Below are 18,173 nucleotides of genomic sequence, written 5' to 3'. Positions count from 1 at the left end.
TCATGGCGAAAGACCCATTTAGCAATATCCCCGAACTGGATGAAGGGGATGGTTTTCCACCATCCGGGGCTCCCAATCATGTTCTGGAGAACAATAAGCTCAATCAGGGAAAACCACCGAGGAATATGCTGAGCAGTATCAGCAAGATCCTGATGCCAGTCGCCATCATTGGTATCCTGGTATGGATGTTTGCGCCAGGCGATCATGCGACAGCAAAAAAAGTAGCCGCCCAGCCTGATGTGGTCGTCAATCAGGCGACTCAAGCCAACAATACAAATACTTTGCTCGATAGCCTGAAGGATCAGGCATCCAAGGCGCCTGGGCCACAGATGCCAGCGCAAGCTGCAGCTCAAAACAATCCGTCCGGACAAAGTCGGGGAGCGGCTCAAGCCAGCGTGAACACGCGTGTTTCCCGCGACTATGCCGAACCTGCCAATATGGCATATCCCTTGCCGGCGGCATTTAATTCGACTTCCGGAATGAGTCCACAGGAGGCGGCGCAAGCCGCTGCCCTTGGGCGTCAACAGCGGGAACAGGAGATACGCTCGGCACCAATCGAAGTGTCCGGGCAATTCAAGCTCGCCACTGATGTTGCAAACGCGGGTCAGCCTGTAAGTCAGCTACAGCAACTGGAAGCCGAAATTGCCGCGACCAATAGTAAACGCGACAGCGCCGCTCAGGCGCAAGCCGATGCGACTTTACGCGCATTAGCCGGAAACCCGGCGCCGGTTGCCAGCAGGGCCAAGGGCCGGAATGAGGAGTTTCTATCGGCCGCCGCAGGAACTGGTCCCACGCCACTGCTCCACCAGCAGTCCGCACCGACGCACACGCTGATTCAGGAAGGAACGGCCATTCGTGCCGTTTTATTGACCGGCGTGAATAGCGATTTGCCTGGCAAAATTGTCGCCCGAGTCACATCAGATGTCTACGACAGTATTCATCAACGCTTTGTCCTCATTCCGAAAGGAAGCAAGCTAATTGGCGTCTACAGCAGCGAAGTAGTGATCGGGCAAGAAAGCTTGTTATTCGCCATGACGCGATTAATCTTGCCCAATGGTAGTTACATTTCCCTCGCCGGCGCGCCGGCGACGAACATGATCGGGCAAAGTGGAATTAAGGCCGACGTGAACAATCATTTCATGAAAATGTTTTCGACCAGTTTCATTCTGGGGGCCACCTCGCTCATGCTTCCTAGTAGCCAGAATACCGTGTCGACAACCTCAAACGGCGGGGGCAATGTGACGACTGGCTCCGTAGCAGGGCTGGCTCTGAACGATGCCTTGAATACGATGATGGCGAGAAACAAGAGCCTGTCGCCAACGCTTAGCACTTCTTTCGGCAGCCCATTCATGTTCATGGTCGCGCAAGACATGGCGGTCATGCCTTATCACGATTAAAAATCGCACAGTCTGCCACAAGGCGACTTTCCCTAAGTTGCTGATCAGGCGTGCAATTTGCGCCGGTCAGCACTTCATTCAGCGCTGACTTCCGTTGTGATCAGGCGCGTTCGCTTGGGCCAAAAACTGCCAATAAAGATGGGCATCTCGGCAAGGAAAATGATGCGCTCTGGCTCAAAATCGAATATAGGCATCGACTATCCACCAGGACATTACTACCCCCATGAACTCTTTTAAAACTATTTCCCTCGTTGCGTTAATGCTTGCCGCGAGCTCGGCGGCGGCCATCGACAGTCAATATTACCTGGCGGACGCGATGATGAGCCAACAAGTTCGGACATACAGTGATGGAAAGAATACGTACATCGACGCCATTCCCGGCTTGATTGTGCGTGGCGCAACGGCCGATGGCGATTCCTACGTGATGCCAGGGGTGCCGCGAGAAATCAAAATTCAGCTGAATGGACGGCAGACATCGTTGATCCATGGCCAACGCCAGACCATGCCTGCTGGCCCGTCAGCGCGCAATGCTGCCACTGCTGACATTGTGAACAAGATCGAGCGCCTTGAATTAAAACTTAAGCAAGCTGAAGGTGCCAGAAGCAGCAATGACGGCGTCGCTTATCTCAGCGATGACGAGACGGTTCAAGGGCGAGGCGATCCCGTCCAGCAATGGGATGTTCGACCGGAAGACATTCGTTTGGCAAATACCTTCGAACGGTGGGCCAAAACCGCAGGGTGGCGCATCCAGTGGGATGCGAACAAGCATTTGCTTATCGAGAGTACGTCAACGTTCACTGGTTCTTTTGAGGATGCCGTGAAGGCGGCATTGATGACCCCAGGTATCCGCTATGGGGCGTATCCGCTCGAGGCTTGCGTGTACGCGAATTCTCCGCCACTGGTGCGCATTACGCGCCAAGGCGAGCAGTCGCAAGAGTGCCCCGACTAACTCCTTAAATTTGAAATCATGAAGAAAATTATACCGCTGGGTCTATTCCTGCTTTCCGCCTGCACGTCGCCTCAACTGCAGCGCGCCGCCAGCGATGATGTCAGCAACGCGCTTAACAAAGCCTCGATGGGAACGGGAGGCATTGCGCCCAAAGGCGGCGCCGCCACGCGAGGATCATCCGATTACGCGGACAAGCTGGCCGCAGAGCAGTCAAACATGCCCGTTCTGCGCCGCTCCAAAAAGGCCTGGCTGGGTTCCCAAATGGTTCCTGTTACAAACGATGACAAATTGCCGTCGGTCTTTAAAACCAAGTACTGGCTCGAATTCAATGACAAGAAGGAGAATCGTTTTGTATCGCTGACCACGGTGGCCACACGATTGACCGAGTTGACCGGCGTTGCCGTGCGCGTACAACCGGATGCACTGGAAGGGTGGGCCCGCAACGGCGAGGCGGGCGTGCAACGTGGCACCGCGCCTGCGCCATTTAATCCACAAGCTCTTGGACAGCTGTCGCCAAGCCCTTTGCCGCTCATTCAAAATACCTTTGCACCTCAGTCAGCGGCACCGCAGGTGCTTGTTGATTCGCTGGAGATGAAGTGGAACGGCACCTTGGTGGGCTTTCTGAATCACTTGACTGATCGCCTTGGCCTGGCCTGGGAATTTCGCGACAACACGGTGGTGATCATGAAGTACGTCACTGAATTCCATGAGGTTGCGGCTTTTTCTGGCCAGACCAATTATTCGATGTCAACCGGGGGGGCGTCGAATGGTTCCAGTGGAACTGCTGGCGCTGGCGCATCTCAAACTGCTTCGACACAGCTGGAAGTGAAGGAAAGTGAAAAAGAGGCCGATGCCGTCAATTCAATCATGGTGGCGGTCAAGCAAATGATTTCCTCGGTGCCTGGCTCAACGGTGACCCGCTCTGAAGGTTCTGGACGCATGGTCGTGAAAACGTCGCGTGAAATGCAGAGTCAGGTCCGTGATTTCCTCAAATCGGAAAATACTTCCATGCTCCGGCAGGCGCAGATCCAATTCGATATCTATTCCGTGCGAACGGCAGACAACGACGAGCGTGGCTTGAACTGGTCCGCTGTGTTTAATACCCTCTCCGGTATTTACGGTGCCAATATCACCTCGCCATCCACCCTGACTGGCGCCACAAGCGGCAGCATTGGTCTGAATATCCTGAATACTGGTGATGGAAACAACTCGAACACCAGTGCGCGTTTCGGCAATTCGTCCGTGATCGTGAACCTGCTGAAGCAATACGGCACAAGCGTGCAATATCGCCCGGTTTCTCTATTGGCCCTGAATCGGACCTGGGCGAAGAAATCCCGCTTGTCCACGGAAGGCTACTTGGCTGAGACGACTCCGGGACCGGCAAGCTCGACTGGAGTGGGTGCCCCTGGCTTGAAAACCGACAAGATCACGACAGGCGACCAGTATGTCGCTCTTCCGCAAATTCTGGACAACAACACCGTGCTGTTGAAATTCGGTGTTTCCTTGTCGGATCTGCTCGGCCTGTTTGACGTTACCGTTGGCAGCGGTTTGACTATTCAGAAGGTCCAGACACCCCGGGTCAGCAGTGTCAACGACCAATACACCGTGGCATTGAAACCAGGTGAAGTGATTGCGATTTCCGGCCTGTCGCGCCTGGTTACGACCACGGATCAGCGGTCACTGGCGGAAGGTGCATCGATCGGTTGGGGGGGGAGCCGCAAGATAGAAATGCAGCGGGAGAACTTTGTCATTTTCGTTCGCCCAGTCATTCTTTAAAGTTCAAATTGATATGACTCAGCTTATCTTTAAAGAAAAGAAGCGCGTAATGATTGCTGGCCTGGACTGGAGTGTTCTTCAGCATTACCGGTCCGGCAACACGATCACAAGGGAAGTGCGAACCATTGCGGGCGATCACGGTGCTGACCGTATTATTATCCATGCGGCGAACGTCGCGGGGATGGTGTCAGCCACCATCGGCACGGCCAACCTGGCCGAAATTGAGGGGCCCACCGGGCGGGAACAGCACTCATTGGCCGCCGTGTTTGCGCGCGCGCATCCAGAGAACGCCAATATGGTCCTGGCATGGCGTCTTGACTCGGCCGTGGCAATTGTCGTGGTACAAGACGGCTTACCCGTTGTCGACATGCTCAAGGCCGACACGGACGCGCTGGCCTTTCTTGAGGCGGTCATCAATGGCAGTTTTGGTTGCCTTGGGCATACCATTTATAGCAATGAAACAGAGATACACCCATTCGCCGAGCTGATAAGCGAAAGCCAGCTTTGGACTTGTGCAAGCAAATCCACGCGCTTGACAAAAATTCCGCTTAAAAGGTCGGTTGCCATGCTGGGTACGCTGGCCGCAGTCCTCATGGCAGCCAGCGTTTATTACTATGATCAGGAACAGTCCAGCAGGAGGCTGGCCGCGGCCCAGGCTGCATTGGATGCGGAAAACCCCATGCCTTCCTATCAAGCTGCATTGACTGACAATATCGGTGCGTTGGGCTTTGAGCGTGCCTCGATCAAGGCGACGTTAGCCCAACTGCAAAATTACCCCGTATGGTCTCAGGGCTGGATGCTCCGGAAAATTGAGTGCGACCGTTCGCGCTGCGTCTCATTCTGGGACCGCATGGGCGGAACGACGAATACGCTAATTGCGGCACGTCAGCAGGAAACCTATCTGGCAGAAAGCAACGAAGAGGTCTCGCTGTTTGCCTGGAAGTCGAAGCTCAAATCGTCTGGTCTTTCTTCATTGAGCCAATTTGAAACAGAGTCTCAAGCAACGATAGGCAACATCAATACGTTCCAGCTGTGGCGCAATGCGGGCATTGCGATCGACGAACCGGTGAAAGATTTTGTGACATGGCCCAAGCCCCCAATTGGCGATGGGAGCCGTCTTCCAAGGGGTAGCGCGGTAATCGCTCGGCCGATCTCGGTAACAGCGCCATTCCCATTTGCCGAAGACATCATTAATGGAACTCCCGCATCCGTGTGGTGGCAAAGCATTGCCATTACCTTTTCTCCTGGCGGGAAATCCGAGCAACTCAAAATCACCCTAAAAGGCACCACATATGTTCGCTAAACTGCTACCTACATTGGCGGCTGTTGCTCTGGCAACTTCCGCGATCGCACAACAGATGCCAGTACCAGAGGGCAGTGGCAAAACGAATTCGTCCCTCGTCGCCAGCCCGCCATCAACCGTACGGGCCCCCATATTGCCGGCGAAGGCCGAGCCGTCCAAAACGGATCAGGCAAAGGCGGGCCAGGCGGCGCCATCCGTTTCTGCATCCGCAAAAACTGCGCATGTTCCAGCCGCGCCGGCAATTGCGCAGGCAATACAAACGCCGCCCACTGGCGTACTATCCATCCAGCAGGTGGCCGATGCGCAGCGCCAACAACTCACTGCCGAAGCTTTTCAAAAGTTAGGATTGATGAGCACAGCGCCATCTGCCGCTGCGCCTCCGGCTGAATTTCCTAAACTGTATCGTGCTCCAAAAATCTACCCGAAAATCGAATACGTTGCTGGTGCCGCCGGTGACGAAAAGGCTGGATTCCGCATGCCCGACGGCGAACTTCTGCAACTGGCAGCCGGTGACACCATCAAGCAATGGCAAATCAAGAATATTGCCAATGGCAAGGTATATCTTGAAATGCCGACCAACGCTTCATCGTTGAAAGGTGCACAAAAAAAGAAAGTCAAAGCGCCTGCCTCCAGGTTGATGGCTGTTGGCCAATCGTTGAAGTAGGCGGTAGGCATGCTCACACTTTTCCGAGGAAATAACCATCCCGAGCACCCCATTGGCCCTGGCACGATGGTCACCGTGAGGCCTGCGGGACAGCGCCTTGAACATGCTTCAGGCGGCGCTGATTCAGCGGGCCAGCTGCATACTGGGCGCACCTTAAAGGTTGAGCATCTTGACCAATTGGGTGATGGCAAGATTCTGCTGGTTAGTGGTGGCGATCAACTGGGACAGTACAAGATTCCCAAAGGTCAGGAGTATGCCGTTGCAGCAATCACGCGGAGCAAGGGAAGGGCAACGATAATTGTTGATCCAGAGTATGCCGGCAACCTCAGCGCGACGTTGACCAACCTGCGTACCAAGCTGGTTAGTCATGGCTACCATGTCGAGAGTGGACAGATTCCGTGCTCGCCGGCGGTCATCAAGTCTCTGGTTGATGATTATCAACATCGCATTTCTCAATTCGGTGGCGAGGAAGCCTCGTCTTCCTCAGAGTGGAAGACGCTTTTCGAGTCGATCGGCGACATCGCTGTGCGTGCCGGCGCCTCCGACATTCATTGTGTTTGCGAGAATGAACGCGGAACGGTACAGATCCGTATCGATGGAGAGCTTGAGCCGCTTCCAGGCAAAGATAAAGGTATTTTCACGGCCACCCAATTGCGCGGTGCCGTGAGCTGGGCCTATACCAACAATGTACAAACCGGATCCAATACCGAATCGCAGTTTCAAGACGACGTCAATGCGAGCGCGATGATTAAAAGCCGGGTGATTGACGGTAAAAAAATAGCGATGCGCTATCAATCCTTTCGAAGCCCAACGGGACCGAAGATCGTTTGCCGGCTGCTTAATACGGATAGCGATGCGCCATCACGAACGTTCGAGGAGTTGGGATATGCATCCGAACACATCGATTTGTTCCAGGAGGTTCCCTATGGGCCGCCGAAAATAAATATCCTCGCGGGCATCACCGGCTCGGGAAAGACGACCACCGCGCAATCATTTTGGGAAAGCCATCCGGGTAACGGAAGGCAGGCATTTTTTTCCATTGAAGACCCGATCGAATTGCGGCTGAAGGGTGTGCATCAGATCAGCTTTCAACGCAATCTGCAAGATCGTGCCGGAAGCGAGCGGGAATTCAATGGAATCGTGATGGATCTTCTGCGTGGCGACCTGGATGCCGCATTTATTGGCGAAATACGAGACCGGTCGAGCGGGGCAGCTGCGCAAGAAATTGTCTTTACTGGCCACATGGCAATGGGAACGCTTCACGCCCAGTTTATCTCCGGTATCGTTCCGCGCCTAACCGATCAAAGCATAGGCCTGAACCGGAGCGTCCTGACAGCACCCAACGTACTCGGCCTTCTGTCCTACCAGGCGTTGGTGCCGCTGTTATGTCCGACTTGCAAGATCGCAATACAGGATGTGGGAGAAACCAGATTCGCCCATGGTATCGCGGGAACGCGTTACGGCGCCGACATGGAATTGCATCGGATTCACCATGATATGGCGATTTTCGAAACACGCTTTGATCTCCCGCGAGACAACTTCTTCTTGCGAAGAGATGGCGGCTGCAATTGCTGCCGTGGCCGTGGCATCAAGGGTCAAACGGTTGTGGCCGAAATGATGATTCCAGACGAGCGCTGGCTTCAACTGACACGGGAAGGCCGAGACATTGAAGCGTATTGGCATTTCCGCTCAGATTCGGACAAGCGATTTGATACATCGGACATGCGTGGAAAAACGGTATTTGAACATACGTTGTTCAAGGCGATATGCGGTCTCACGGATCCCCGGAATGTGGCGCCGTTTGGATCATTCGCCCGCTTTGCAATACCTGGGAAATAAATATGCTGCGACGTTTAAAAACAATCAAAAATACATTCCAACTCTTTGACTTCCGTGTCGGACGAAGTGACTTCTACCGTGAGTTGGCAAAATCCGTGGAAAAGACCGAGCCGCTGCGCGACTTCGTGGAAGCGGAGTTGAAACTCGCCAGAAATCCCATAACACGCTCCCGTTCCAAGGCATATGCCATGCGGCATGTACTACGCTTGCTCACCTCCGGCAGCAACCACTCGATCAGGGCGACCATTGGGGAAATCATGCCGGCAGAGGATAGGCTGATGCTGAGCGCAGTTGACCGTTCGAAGGACCAGCCAACAACCCTGAGGGTTTTGGCAAATGCGATCGACGATCAAATGGAGGCCAAGAAAGCCATCGCCATGGCAGCGGTGAAGCCGATGCTGATACTGCCGGGTGCCGCAGCCCTGGGCTACATGATCAGTTCCAAAGCGATTCCCGCTATCGAGAAGACCGCTCCGCAAGAGGTTTGGACGCCATTTAACAATGCTGTTCGCATCACTGCAAACGTCATCAATAACCACGGGCTTTCAATCTGTCTGATTACGCTGGTCCTTGTATTGTTCTTTCTGTCCCGCCTTCCCACATGGCGCGGCCCGCTGCGGCTGAAAATGGAAAAATGCAATCCTACCCTGGCGATGTGGCTGACCCCAGTCGCACCCTGGTTAATACCGTTGTCGATGTATCGGGACTTCCAGGCTGGACTGGTTTTCTCTGCCTTGGCAGTCTGGCTAGGAACCGGTCGCAACTTGAAGGAGTCGCTTGAAGCGATCCATAAAGATGCATCGCCCTGGCTGCGGCTGCACATACGGCGCATTTTGAATCATTTGAACGCCAGGCCGACCGAGTATGTCGAGGCTTTTTCCAAAGGTCTTGTTTCCCAAAAACTGCTGGCCAGACTCGGCAGCTCCATACGAAACACGCCAAGTTTTAGTGACGTCATTATTGAAGTCGGCTCGAAAGGTAATACAGAGGCGAGGGAGCAGGTTACGAAAAATGCTGCCGTCCTGAACTTCACTTACATCGCAATCGTTGTCGGGCTGGTCATGTTCCTATACCTCGGGCTGATGAACATAAGCAACTCCATGGAGCAGGAAATGGATCCGATCCGCCAAATACAAAGGGAGATGGAGAAGAAAGCATCTAAGCAACCAGGCAACACTCTTGCAACTCAAAACCAAAACTGAAAGGTATCTATGCAGTTCGAACATGAAAACAATCTCGTCAAGACTTCCCTCTACAAGCATCGCCAGCAGGCGGGCGACTTTATGCTCACATTGGTGATCGCATTAATCGTGGTTGCCGTCATCGTCGGCAAGGCTTTTCTGAACTATCGCGATACGTCGCGCAAGGAAGAGAATAACGCTGTTGCCAGCGCGATTACCATCATCGCGGGCGACCTTCGCAAGAACTTTGGCATGAACAATGAGTATGGCTCCCTGACGACCGCGATCGCCGTCAAGTCCGGCGCGATCCCGCGCAACTTTCGTGACGGCACAGCCGATACCGCATCGAATATGTGGGGCGGGACGGTGACCGTGGCGCCAGCTACCATCACTGTCGATAATGACGTGGCGAACCTGGCCTTCACGAAGGTGCCGTCCGCTCAATGCTACGACATTGTCAGCGCGACACAATCGCTCGCGCGCCGGATTACCGTGGGCAGCTCGACCGCCAAAGCCGCCGACGCCACGTTGAACGCCGCAACCTTGGCGACCGCATGCGAATCGGCCACCGATGTCACCATCACCTGGGCAATTGGCCGTTCCGGCACCTAACCCGCTGGAGCGCAGGCTATCTGACGAACGCCTGCTCCAGTATCAAATGTTTTTCATATGACACGAACCAATCCCCATCAACGAGAATCGCAGGCTGGTTTCGCCATGATCGAGGTAACGCTTGCGTTGCTCGTATCCGCAGTCGTGGCGCTCGGCGCGATGCAGGCATCCGCGCTGGCGCGCAAGCTGAATTTCGCTTCCGCGCAGGGGGGCGCATTGGCTATTGCGCGCACCGCGGGCGAGACATACGCGCAGGAAAATTATCTGGCCCTTCAGCGAGGCGCGGCGGTCACAAAAAACGGGTTCACGCTCAGTGCGGGTAATGCCGAAGGTCAAACCATGCGGCCGACTATTGGCAACCTGATACAGCTGGGTTACCTGCAAAGCGGTTTCTCGGCCGTATCCTTTTTCAGCAACGGACAGGCACCCGGCAAGTTTCGGTTCGAAGTTGAGCGGACACCTGACCGGTGCTGGGAAACTGGCGCTGGCGAGCAGTGCGATGTTAGCGGCCGGGTCTATATCGATAAGCCGATCCAGAGCGCCGGAACGAACGAAGCGGATGGGCCTGCCATATCCGCAATGGCCGAGAAAGTCGGGGTGAATGCCGGTTTTTCCATCCTGCCCGACCCATCCCGAGTGATGTATCTGGGCGGCGCCGGATCAACGCCAAATCCTGTCGCCGGCAATCCGGCCGGTGTTGTCGTGGCGCGTTTCGGCTATGGGGCTTCGGGCCTGAGCCAGTTTGTCCGCATCAACGATAACCGTGATCCGAGCTTGCGCGGAGACTTCAGCGTGGCCGGAAAAGGGGCGTTCGGCAAGGAAGTTTCTTCAAGCGAGTCGATCAGTGCCTCGGATATCGAGGCCTGCCTCAGGGCAGCGCTGTACAAGAACGGCGAGATCGTATCCCGCGCAACCAACTGCCTGGTGCGGGCCTACCTCGATCCCAATACGGCGAGTATCGGCGTGACAGACAACGGGGGAAGCCCGAGTGCGACACTGGATGGCAACTCGGGACGCGTCTCTGGCGCACTGCTGAATGCCGCAACGCAGGCCTTTCCAGGGGGCGGCTGCGCCAAAGAAAATGACATTGCCAATACCCAGTCATCGAATGCCGCTGCCGGTATCCTGGTTTGCCGAGGCGGAAGCTGGCGGAATCCAGCGCTCGTCACGAGCAGCTCCGGTGCACCTTGTTCCGTGGAGGGGGGGATAGCCGTCAACAGCGGCAATCAAGAAACGCTGGTGTGCCAGTCCGGCGTGTTCGTGCCGCTAAAAAACTTCACAAGAACGTCAATCGCCGGATCTGCATGTAGCCCGGAAACCGCCATCTCCCAAACCTCTGGTGGCTCGTCATTGATTTGCCAGGGAGGCGTGTGGGTTGATCTGGTGGGGCGCATGGGCAAATTCGCTTTTCAAGCGGCGACGATGGTTACGGTCTCTAGCACAACTCAGGGGGCATTCGTTCCTGCGCCAAGCTGTTTGGCCAATGGCGTTCCAAAAATTTATCTGGTGCCGCGCAGCGAAGAGCAAATTGGTTATATCAACCACTTTGCAACGGGGTCCGGGCCTTGGAATGTTTATGTCCAGGATGGCGAAGGTAATCCGGTTAAAGGAATTATGATCGCACAGACTTATTGTTACTACTTATGATTATAAAAGGAGTATGAAATTGAAAAAAATTATTAATTTTTCCTTGATGTCTGCATTGTTGCTTTCATCGTTGGCAGCCTACGCTCAAGCGGTAGATTCCACTGGCCAAGATAAATTAACTGGGATCAGTACACGCGTGGAGAATTTTATTCCTCCCGCGATTCCTGGCCCGGCAGGTGCTACTGGCGCTACTGGCGCAACCGGTGCTACTGGCGCTGCAGGCACATCCGGGGGCGACCGTCAGGGCGCCATGTGCGGCATTGCCACGGGTACTTATAACGCAAACTCAGTCAATGCAAAATTTGCCGTTACTTCCACTTGTCAGGGATATCGAGTGAAATATGTTGTCGGGAAGAATGTTTACGACGAATGCCCGCCCGGTTATATTGTTGGGGAGGTGTCAAATTGGTTGTCGAATAATTCTTCTGGTGAGGGTAATAGCTGGGTTAATTTCACCATTTATACTTATTCGTGTTTTAAAACATAAATTTATAAAGAAAAACACCCAAAGCAAATGCTTTGGGTGAAATTTAATACATAATTGAAAATCTATTTTATGTTATTTTATTCGGCGATTGTGTTTTAGTAATTTCCTGTTGTGAAGGTGATAGAAATTGATATTGAAGCTCCGGAATTTTTGCCTGTTGAGGTGAATGCATATAATGTATTTCGCTCAAGAGGAACTAAAGGCATCAGAATTGCGACCGATGCATCCGTAATAAGTCCGTTCGCATCATTCTCCTTGTTGAGTAATTGAAGTGGAATTTCAGTATTGGTTCCATCTTTTCTTAAAACGTACCCGCTCAACACCAAAGAATTCCCATCGCGTACTTTGACATAGATTGGATGGCCAATTGGATTGTCCAGCAAATCACGGCCAGCGATCGGTGATGGAATTTCATTGGTATATGTCTTCGAAAGAATTCCACTTGTGCCAGCACATGGAAATGTCACTACCTGATCAGCTGCAAGTTGTTGACGTGGACGTTCTGACGTGGATCCCATATTGATAACAACGCGTCTCCAATATGTATCCGTAACGCCATAGCCGACGCCTACATCACGCTCACCTTGCAGCATGCCATTGCCATGATACGGACTTGCAAGCAGATCCATTACCGCGGATTGACCATAGGAAAATCCATAAGACTGGTAATAGGTATCTGCATATGGTGCTGTCAGCACTTCCGCGCCAGAGACTGCGGCATAACTTGCTGCAGAAAAACGATCAGCAAGTGTTTTACCAGTAAAACCATTTGGATAGGCTATTTTGTCTTGGTAGTGGCTCATCAAATGATTTGCCGACAAATAACTTGCGTGACCTTGTGCAACAACATCAAGATTGGCATCCTGCTGCAGTTGTCCAAATCCGCACGCCAGACGCTGCGCGTTCAGATAATTATAGGCATTTCTTTGCTCCGTATTGGCAGCATAGGTAGCGGTGAGTACTTCCTTTTGAATTGTTGATTCCGGGACAGGAGGTGTTATGGGAGGATTGACCGGTGGAAGAATAGGTGGAGTTACAGGCGGCGTTATTGGAGGCGATACTGGCGGAATTACAGGTGGCGTTACACCGATTCCGGTGTTATTGCCACTGTCGCTACCACCGCCACCGCACGCAACCAACAGAGTTGCAAGGGCCGTCACGTACACGCTAGTTTTAATTGATTTCATTTTGTTTCCTATTGGTTTGAAGGTTTATTGAATTGCTGTGGATGCAACTGTTGAAAAATGTCGAAACAAGTTTTTGTGCAGAAAGTTAAGGTCGTGGTGGAAAATTAAGTCATGCGAAGTTCTTTTATGGAGTTTTTAAGGCTTCCATGAAAGATGCGATGACGTCAGAAACAGTTTTTGAAAAGCGGATTGCTGAAGGTGAAAAGAGTAAATGGGTGAAGTGTGTAGAAGGAGATGTGCTATTTCCTTGCCGCGGTGCGGCTGTGAGAAATAGGAGAGACTTGAGGATGCCTCATCAATAATTGAATATTGATGAAATATGGGAGATTGGAGTATGAAAGGGTGGTCTTGCCGTGCCGCAGTTGCGACAGTGAAACTTTAACGCATTTTCTTTATTTTGCCAAGGTGGAATTGCACTAATTTGATTCAATCCATAAATAAGGGGTTTATGCCAGAAAAAGGAGCAGCCATTGGCCATAGAATTGATGTGCCGTGGAAGCCTCCAGGCCCTTTCGGATTGGTGAGATACATGGAAAGCATTCTGATTGGCAGGCCTGGCTTGAAAAGAATTTCATGGCCGGTACGAGATCCATCGAGAACGGCCTATTTTTCTGACGATTTTGATGGCGTTGAGTTAGGCTGGCCATCTTTATTCACTGCCCGTGTGTTTTTCTGTGAAAGATTTAATTTTTTTGGAATTAACTGGAATGCTCAAAAAGTTAGCATTTGCCGTGCTGTTGGCCGGCTCCATTCAAGCTGCAAGAGCGGACTGTTTTGATGACGCGGCTCTTTTTCACCAAGTTAATCCTTGGATACTGCGTGGCATTGCGTCGGTCGAATCTGATTTCAGGCCGAGAACGATTGTGTCGAACAACAATGGATCGGTTGATCGTGGCATGACAGGCATCAATAGCGTTCATTTGCCTGAGCTTGCCAAGTACGGCATCGGCGCCGCTGACATGTTTGACGCGTGCAAGTCAATTTATGTGGCTGCCTGGCTGCTGAAGAAGAAAATGAGCAAGCATGGGAACAACTACACGGCCGTTGGCGCCTATCACAGCGAAACACCGGCTAAGCGCGATCTCTATGCCGCCAAAGTCCGCAGGCGTATAGAAGAGTGGAGCGCTCGCGGCTGGATTCGGGGACAGTGAGCAAGCGGGGAGGTTTTGTATTGCACTTGCCTGTGCTTGCTCACTGGTCTGCAAAGACCGTGCGGCGGCATGCGCAGGAGGGGAGCAATTGAAGTTGTTCAACTCGGAGGCAAGCGTGCGGTAATATCGTTTGTTGCGCCTTGCTTCAGCTAGCAGCCAGAACGCCATCTATGCCCACGATGGTGGCCACAGGCTTGGCAGCTGGATCGGGGGATGCATCGTATCGACATGCCATCCTTGCACCCGTTCAACCCCGATCAAGGTCGCAAACGCCAGCAGTTCAGCCGTTTCCACGCATTCGGCGATGATGGCAATGCCATTCTGCTTCCATTGCGCGATCAACGCGCACAGCACCCGGGCTGCATCCGGCCGCCGGATACTCCGCGCCAGAAATGCGCCGTCGATTTTTACCGATTCGACTCGATCCAATGAGTACAGGCGTAATAAACCATCTTGCCCGCTACCGAAATCATCCACCGAAAAGCGCACACCACGTTGTGCCAGTAAATTCACCTTGTCAGCCACGAGGCCAAAATCAGTGGCGCTGCCAAGAGTTTCGCTCACTTCGAAGACGACTGAATTCAATTGCGTGGCCCGGGAAAAAACCTCGGAGGATACCTCCAGCAGGGTTTCATTTGTCAGGTTGACATAGATGTCGATGGACGTAAAACACTGGCTTGAAAGATGCAGCAGGACGGCTCTGTCCACGTCGACCCACGGCATTTTGCGGTCCCCGCGAAAGAGGAGTTCGTACGCGACGATGCGATTTTCAGCAATACTCACAATCGGCTGAAGTTCGAAGGGGATCTGCGCACCACCGGGAAATGAAGATACTGGAGAAGTTTCGAATGCTTGACGGTGGCTTGACATGAGATTGCGGCATCGGGCATGCCGCCTGGAGGCAGTTAAGGCACACACTGTATCAAGCGCCGTCTGGCTGAACGTACGGAAATGCACGAGGATTTAAAGACGATTCTTAACGGAATTGTACGCCTTTTCTGCTGTGGCCTGGAATTGATCATTGTTATCCTGAGGCAATACTTAGGGGGTGATGTGGTCGAGCTTCAAAACAGATTTGGTCATGTATTCATGAATCAGGATTTACTTCAGCAGGCGCTGAGTCACCGCAGTTGCGGCCCCATGAACAATGAACGCCTGGAGTTTATCGGCGACGCTTTGCTTAATTGCGAAACCGCACTTTGGCTATTCGAACAATTTCCCCGTATGACTGAAGGAAATATGTCGCGCATCCGGGCTGCCCTGGTGCGTCAGGACAGTCTGGCGCAGATCGCCAAGCGCATTGACGTGGCCACCTATCTTCGTGTGGAACATAGCGACAGCCGCACACAAACTGGCCCATCGATGCTTGCTGACGCGGTAGAGGCGCTCATTGGCGCCGCTTATATAGACCAAGGTTTTAATGCGACAAGAAAAGTGATCCGGCACCACCTGCAGGCTCTGCTTGTCAGCGGTGCGATCAATCTTGACAAGGATCCTAAAACCGCGCTGCAGGAACACCTGCAGGGAAATGGGATCGCACTTCCAAAATACGCTATTTTGCGCGAGTCGAAGGACTCCGTTGAGCAAAGAATTGAGGTCACCTGCACAATCCAGAAACTCGGCATTACCACCTCCGGCGTCGGAGCAAGCCGTAAAATGGCTGAAGGTAAAGCCGCCGCGGAAGCGCTGCAAAAATGCCGGATACGATAATCCTTCCACCCCCGGAGGGGATCGATTGCATCGCGCAGCCTGGCCGGCGCAGATTGCTGCTTGCCGCAGCCGGCGCCGTCGCATCGATAGCAACGCCGGCATTAGCCCAGCAGGCTGGCTTTTGGGACCTGCCGCGGGAATTGTGGCTGCGGCGTCCGGATTCCGGGGAAGAAGTGCGCGCTGTGTATTGGGCAGACGGAAAAATTGTGCCTGAAGGGTATATCGCAATATGCCAGCTGTTGCGGGACATCCACGTCAACAGAGCTGTCCAGTTTGATTTGGTCACGCTGGATATTGCGCGGGGCGTCTACGGATGGATTCGTAGTTTCGGTGTGGACCGGCCATTAATTATCACGTCCGGATACCGGGACCCTCGCACCAATGCCTCGGAAGGAGGAGTACGCAATAGCCTGCATACCAGAGCGCAGGCACTCGACTTGCGGATACAGGGAGTCAGTCCCGAAGCGATCGCCCGCTTTGGGCTATATTTGGCGGGCGGAGGAGTTGGCTTTTATCCAGGAAAGCGGTTTACACATCTGGACCGCGGCCGCATAAGATATTGGCGAGGTTAGTTTGTCAGCGCAATATTCGGAACCTGGAAATGTCGGAGAGTGCATTATTCACTAGTAAAATCAACAATGTAGCGTAATTACAGTACACACACGGTGTGCCATGCCTGCGGCCGTTGTCGCTATGTGCCGATCCTTTAGGAGATACCCGCCTGCTCGCCCAAGGCCTGGGCAGTCTCCTTTGAGGTATTAATGCCTAGCAAGAACATTTTCAAGTTACGATAAGCAGCCAGGAAAGGAAAGGCCATGTCATTGGCCGCTATTCTGTCAAGCTTACCTGAACTGGCAGCCAGGTTTAGATAAGCGATTGGCTTGTCGGCATCCTGGAACGCACGTAATAACAAGCCTGCTTCAGGGCAAACGATACGTAATGGGAAGTGCATTGGCTCGGGAAGGGCGCCATCAAAAAATGGCAAGGCATCTGCTTTCAGAAACTCTCCTTCAGTGACCATCTCAAGCAGCAGTTCCCGTACCTGCGCCAGAAAACGCTTATCCTGGCCGCGGGTAAATATTTTGCAGCTTAATAAATTAAAGTCACGCCTGATTTCACGGCTTGCCTGCCAGGAGTACAGGCTCACGGTCATGCGGCTATCCATCCGGGTTCGAATGCATTCAATCTTGTCAACATTTTTCAAGACAAAACCATCTTCCGTGATTGAGGTGTTGACAGGCACAGATACGGATATTTCCAAGGAGTTATCAGCAAAGTCAGGAGAAGTCATGTTGGTATTGGATATAAATTGAACAGTTGGCAGAATACTCACTGTGGCAGGCACAAGGATATTGTGTACACATTCCAGTCTCGGCGCAAGATGAAGGGCATAATGAATAATATTTGCACAGAGAGTTTCTTTTGAGAAACGTTTGATGTCACTTTATGTTATTATCCGAATGCCGTCAAACGGCATTGATCATATTATTTCGACATCAAATCAATTCCTTGAGCTTGCCACTGGCATATTCAAGTGATCAGTTTATTTAATCGCCTACGCGGAAAAAATTTCATTCTTATCGTGACGGAAACCTGGTGCAATGGTTAGTTATCCTTGGATGCTATCTGATTGTCTGTGGCTGAAAAAATTGAAGATTGCTTGCTACGAACGTATTTTCTAAGGCGAGCATGAAATAAAATTGACCGCAAGATTTTTTTGCCGGCAATACCTGTTGTATATTCAAGAATTCTAGATTTGGACAGGGCTGTCTCCCATGCGGATGTTGATAGCGTATTCATGGGGGACAGTCTTGTCCGTTACCTTTTCAGGAGATCTAGATGACCGTAACTGCTCAACCTACAAAATTAAATTCCTTGCAATGGATGAGAAACGTGGGTATTACAGAAAAAGACATCGCATGGCTTGAAAGCGTCAGAGAGAGTGAAGAAATTTACAATCCCACCGTTTTGGAGCAATTCGAAGCCTTGTACCAAAAAGCTGTGACCGGTTTGTTGAACAGCCCATCACCGGTCCAGACCTTTTTGACCCTCTAGCCCTCAGCCACGTAGAGCGGCCAAGCTAAGCCCTTGGCCGCTTTTCTTTATATGCAGAGACCAGATGGCAGCCCGCTTGTACAGGCCATCGAGGAGAGCGCCTGTGGTTCGTCTCATGCGCACAGGCTTTCCACGGACGCATGCGCGTAAATGCAGGCGCACGCGAGAGCGCATAAAAAAACCGCCCGGTTTTCACCGGACGGCTGCTCCCACCG

Annotated in this window: 17 protein-coding genes; 14 read left to right on the top strand and 3 right to left on the bottom strand. The window is 52.7% G+C overall.

Translation table 11 applies throughout. The annotated features are described in order from the left end of the window. Nucleotides 1–2 precede the first annotated feature (2 nt). The 10 genes from CSQ92_RS10045 to CSQ92_RS28665 all read left to right on the top strand — a co-directional run bounded on the left by CSQ92_RS10045 (nucleotide 3) and on the right by CSQ92_RS28665 (nucleotide 11,855). A complete protein-coding gene (locus CSQ92_RS10045; protein ID WP_092605592.1) occupies nucleotides 3–1,397 on the top strand; it encodes a TrbI/VirB10 family protein in 1,395 nt (464 codons plus the stop codon). Nucleotides 1,398–1,620: 223 nt separating this feature from the next. Beyond that, nucleotides 1,621–2,346, top strand: a complete 726-nt coding sequence (locus CSQ92_RS10040) for a TcpQ domain-containing protein (RefSeq protein ID WP_092605590.1) — start codon at nucleotides 1,621–1,623, stop codon at nucleotides 2,344–2,346. A gap of 18 nt (nucleotides 2,347–2,364) precedes the next feature. After that, nucleotides 2,365–4,122, top strand: a complete 1,758-nt coding sequence (locus CSQ92_RS10035) for a type II secretion system protein GspD (protein ID WP_099394034.1) — start codon at nucleotides 2,365–2,367, stop codon at nucleotides 4,120–4,122. After that, nucleotides 4,091–5,425 carry a type 4b pilus protein PilO2 gene (locus CSQ92_RS10030; protein WP_143450331.1) on the top strand — a complete coding sequence of 445 codons (1,335 nt, stop codon included), beginning with the start codon at nucleotides 4,091–4,093 and terminating at the stop codon, nucleotides 5,423–5,425. Before CSQ92_RS10035 ends, CSQ92_RS10030 begins: the two co-directional genes overlap by 32 nt. Next, nucleotides 5,415–6,089 (top strand): hypothetical protein, encoded by a 675-nt coding sequence (locus tag CSQ92_RS28670; RefSeq protein ID WP_143450330.1) that lies wholly within the window; start codon nucleotides 5,415–5,417, stop codon nucleotides 6,087–6,089. The genes CSQ92_RS10030 and CSQ92_RS28670 overlap by 11 nt, the downstream gene beginning before the upstream one ends. Before the next feature lie 9 nt (nucleotides 6,090–6,098). Next, the gene (locus tag CSQ92_RS10020) at nucleotides 6,099–7,928 is read left to right on the top strand and encodes an ATPase, T2SS/T4P/T4SS family (protein WP_099394031.1); all 1,830 of its coding nucleotides are present in this window, start codon (nucleotides 6,099–6,101) and stop codon (nucleotides 7,926–7,928) included. Nucleotides 7,929–7,930: 2 nt separating this feature from the next. After that, the gene (locus CSQ92_RS10015) at nucleotides 7,931–9,130 is read left to right on the top strand and encodes a hypothetical protein (protein WP_099394030.1); all 1,200 of its coding nucleotides are present in this window, start codon (nucleotides 7,931–7,933) and stop codon (nucleotides 9,128–9,130) included. A 9-nt stretch (nucleotides 9,131–9,139) separates the two neighbouring features. Next, entirely contained in the window at nucleotides 9,140–9,721 is a 582-nt protein-coding gene (locus CSQ92_RS10010) for a type 4 pilus major pilin (protein WP_070257630.1), read from the top strand. Between the two features lie 57 nt (nucleotides 9,722–9,778). Then, a complete protein-coding gene (locus CSQ92_RS10005) occupies nucleotides 9,779–11,368 on the top strand; it encodes a type IV pilus modification PilV family protein (RefSeq protein ID WP_143450329.1) in 1,590 nt (529 codons plus the stop codon). A gap of 13 nt (nucleotides 11,369–11,381) precedes the next feature. After that, nucleotides 11,382–11,855, top strand: coding sequence for a hypothetical protein (locus CSQ92_RS28665; protein ID WP_143450328.1), 474 nt, complete (start codon nucleotides 11,382–11,384; stop codon nucleotides 11,853–11,855). 95 nt (nucleotides 11,856–11,950) lie between these two features. On the opposite strand, the gene CSQ92_RS28660 is transcribed toward CSQ92_RS28665, so the two are convergent. Next, nucleotides 11,951–13,042, bottom strand: coding sequence for a CAP domain-containing protein (locus tag CSQ92_RS28660; RefSeq protein ID WP_180276984.1), 1,092 nt, complete (start codon nucleotides 13,040–13,042; stop codon nucleotides 11,951–11,953). A gap of 707 nt (nucleotides 13,043–13,749) precedes the next feature. Here CSQ92_RS28660 and CSQ92_RS09995 point away from each other — a divergent pair. After that, nucleotides 13,750–14,193 (top strand): lytic transglycosylase domain-containing protein, encoded by a 444-nt coding sequence (locus CSQ92_RS09995; RefSeq protein WP_099394028.1) that lies wholly within the window; start codon nucleotides 13,750–13,752, stop codon nucleotides 14,191–14,193. Nucleotides 14,194–14,361: 168 nt separating this feature from the next. On the opposite strand, the gene CSQ92_RS09990 is transcribed toward CSQ92_RS09995, so the two are convergent. Beyond that, nucleotides 14,362–15,063, bottom strand: coding sequence for an EAL domain-containing protein (locus CSQ92_RS09990; RefSeq protein ID WP_099394027.1), 702 nt, complete (start codon nucleotides 15,061–15,063; stop codon nucleotides 14,362–14,364). Between the two features lie 81 nt (nucleotides 15,064–15,144). Between CSQ92_RS09990 and rnc the strand changes: the two genes are divergently transcribed. Both rnc and CSQ92_RS09980 read left to right on the top strand, forming a co-directional pair. Further along, nucleotides 15,145–15,903, top strand: coding sequence for a ribonuclease III (rnc, locus tag CSQ92_RS09985; protein ID WP_099394026.1), 759 nt, complete (start codon nucleotides 15,145–15,147; stop codon nucleotides 15,901–15,903). Then, nucleotides 15,888–16,475 (top strand): YcbK family protein, encoded by a 588-nt coding sequence (locus CSQ92_RS09980; RefSeq protein ID WP_099394025.1) that lies wholly within the window; start codon nucleotides 15,888–15,890, stop codon nucleotides 16,473–16,475. Before rnc ends, CSQ92_RS09980 begins: the two co-directional genes overlap by 16 nt. Nucleotides 16,476–16,609: 134 nt before the next feature. On the opposite strand, the gene CSQ92_RS09975 is transcribed toward CSQ92_RS09980, so the two are convergent. Continuing rightward, nucleotides 16,610–17,194: a hypothetical protein gene (locus CSQ92_RS09975; protein WP_143450326.1), complete on the bottom strand. Its 585-nt coding sequence runs from the start codon at nucleotides 17,192–17,194 to the stop codon at nucleotides 16,610–16,612. A gap of 548 nt (nucleotides 17,195–17,742) precedes the next feature. On the opposite strand from CSQ92_RS09975, the gene CSQ92_RS28655 reads away from it, so the two are divergent. Then, complete coding sequence (locus CSQ92_RS28655) at nucleotides 17,743–17,958, top strand: hypothetical protein (protein ID WP_139144189.1); 216 nt, start codon at nucleotides 17,743–17,745, stop codon at nucleotides 17,956–17,958. Nucleotides 17,959–18,173: the final 215 nt, after the last annotated feature.

It is taken from the genome of Janthinobacterium sp. BJB446 (assembly GCF_002735655.1).
Taxonomy (GTDB): Bacteria; Pseudomonadota; Gammaproteobacteria; order Burkholderiales; family Burkholderiaceae_D; genus Janthinobacterium; species Janthinobacterium lividum.
This window is presented reverse-complemented; position numbering and strand designations above follow the sequence as displayed.

Bases quoted from the DNA above. Each gene is read 5' to 3' on its own strand.
- CSQ92_RS09995 (WP_099394028.1), top strand. From the start codon at position 13,750: ATGCTCAAAAAGTTAGCATTTGCCGTGCTGTTGGCCGGCTCCATTCAA.
- CSQ92_RS10035 (WP_099394034.1), top strand. From the start codon at position 2,365: ATGAAGAAAATTATACCGCTGGGTCTATTCCTGCTTTCCGCCTGCACG.
- CSQ92_RS10005 (WP_143450329.1), top strand. From the start codon at position 9,779: ATGACACGAACCAATCCCCATCAACGAGAATCGCAGGCTGGTTTCGCC.
- CSQ92_RS10045 (WP_092605592.1), top strand. From the start codon at position 3: ATGGCGAAAGACCCATTTAGCAATATCCCCGAACTGGATGAAGGGGAT.
- rnc (WP_099394026.1), top strand. From the start codon at position 15,145: ATGCACGAGGATTTAAAGACGATTCTTAACGGAATTGTACGCCTTTTC.
- CSQ92_RS10040 (WP_092605590.1), top strand. From the start codon at position 1,621: ATGAACTCTTTTAAAACTATTTCCCTCGTTGCGTTAATGCTTGCCGCG.
- CSQ92_RS09975 (WP_143450326.1), bottom strand. From the start codon at position 17,194: ATGACTTCTCCTGACTTTGCTGATAACTCCTTGGAAATATCCGTATCT.
- CSQ92_RS10020 (WP_099394031.1), top strand. From the start codon at position 6,099: ATGCTCACACTTTTCCGAGGAAATAACCATCCCGAGCACCCCATTGGC.
- CSQ92_RS28655 (WP_139144189.1), top strand. From the start codon at position 17,743: ATGACCGTAACTGCTCAACCTACAAAATTAAATTCCTTGCAATGGATG.
- CSQ92_RS09980 (WP_099394025.1), top strand. From the start codon at position 15,888: ATGCCGGATACGATAATCCTTCCACCCCCGGAGGGGATCGATTGCATC.
- CSQ92_RS28670 (WP_143450330.1), top strand. From the start codon at position 5,415: ATGTTCGCTAAACTGCTACCTACATTGGCGGCTGTTGCTCTGGCAACT.
- CSQ92_RS28665 (WP_143450328.1), top strand. From the start codon at position 11,382: ATGAAATTGAAAAAAATTATTAATTTTTCCTTGATGTCTGCATTGTTG.
- CSQ92_RS10015 (WP_099394030.1), top strand. From the start codon at position 7,931: ATGCTGCGACGTTTAAAAACAATCAAAAATACATTCCAACTCTTTGAC.
- CSQ92_RS09990 (WP_099394027.1), bottom strand. From the start codon at position 15,063: ATGTCAAGCCACCGTCAAGCATTCGAAACTTCTCCAGTATCTTCATTT.
- CSQ92_RS10010 (WP_070257630.1), top strand. From the start codon at position 9,140: ATGCAGTTCGAACATGAAAACAATCTCGTCAAGACTTCCCTCTACAAG.
- CSQ92_RS28660 (WP_180276984.1), bottom strand. From the start codon at position 13,042: ATGAAATCAATTAAAACTAGCGTGTACGTGACGGCCCTTGCAACTCTG.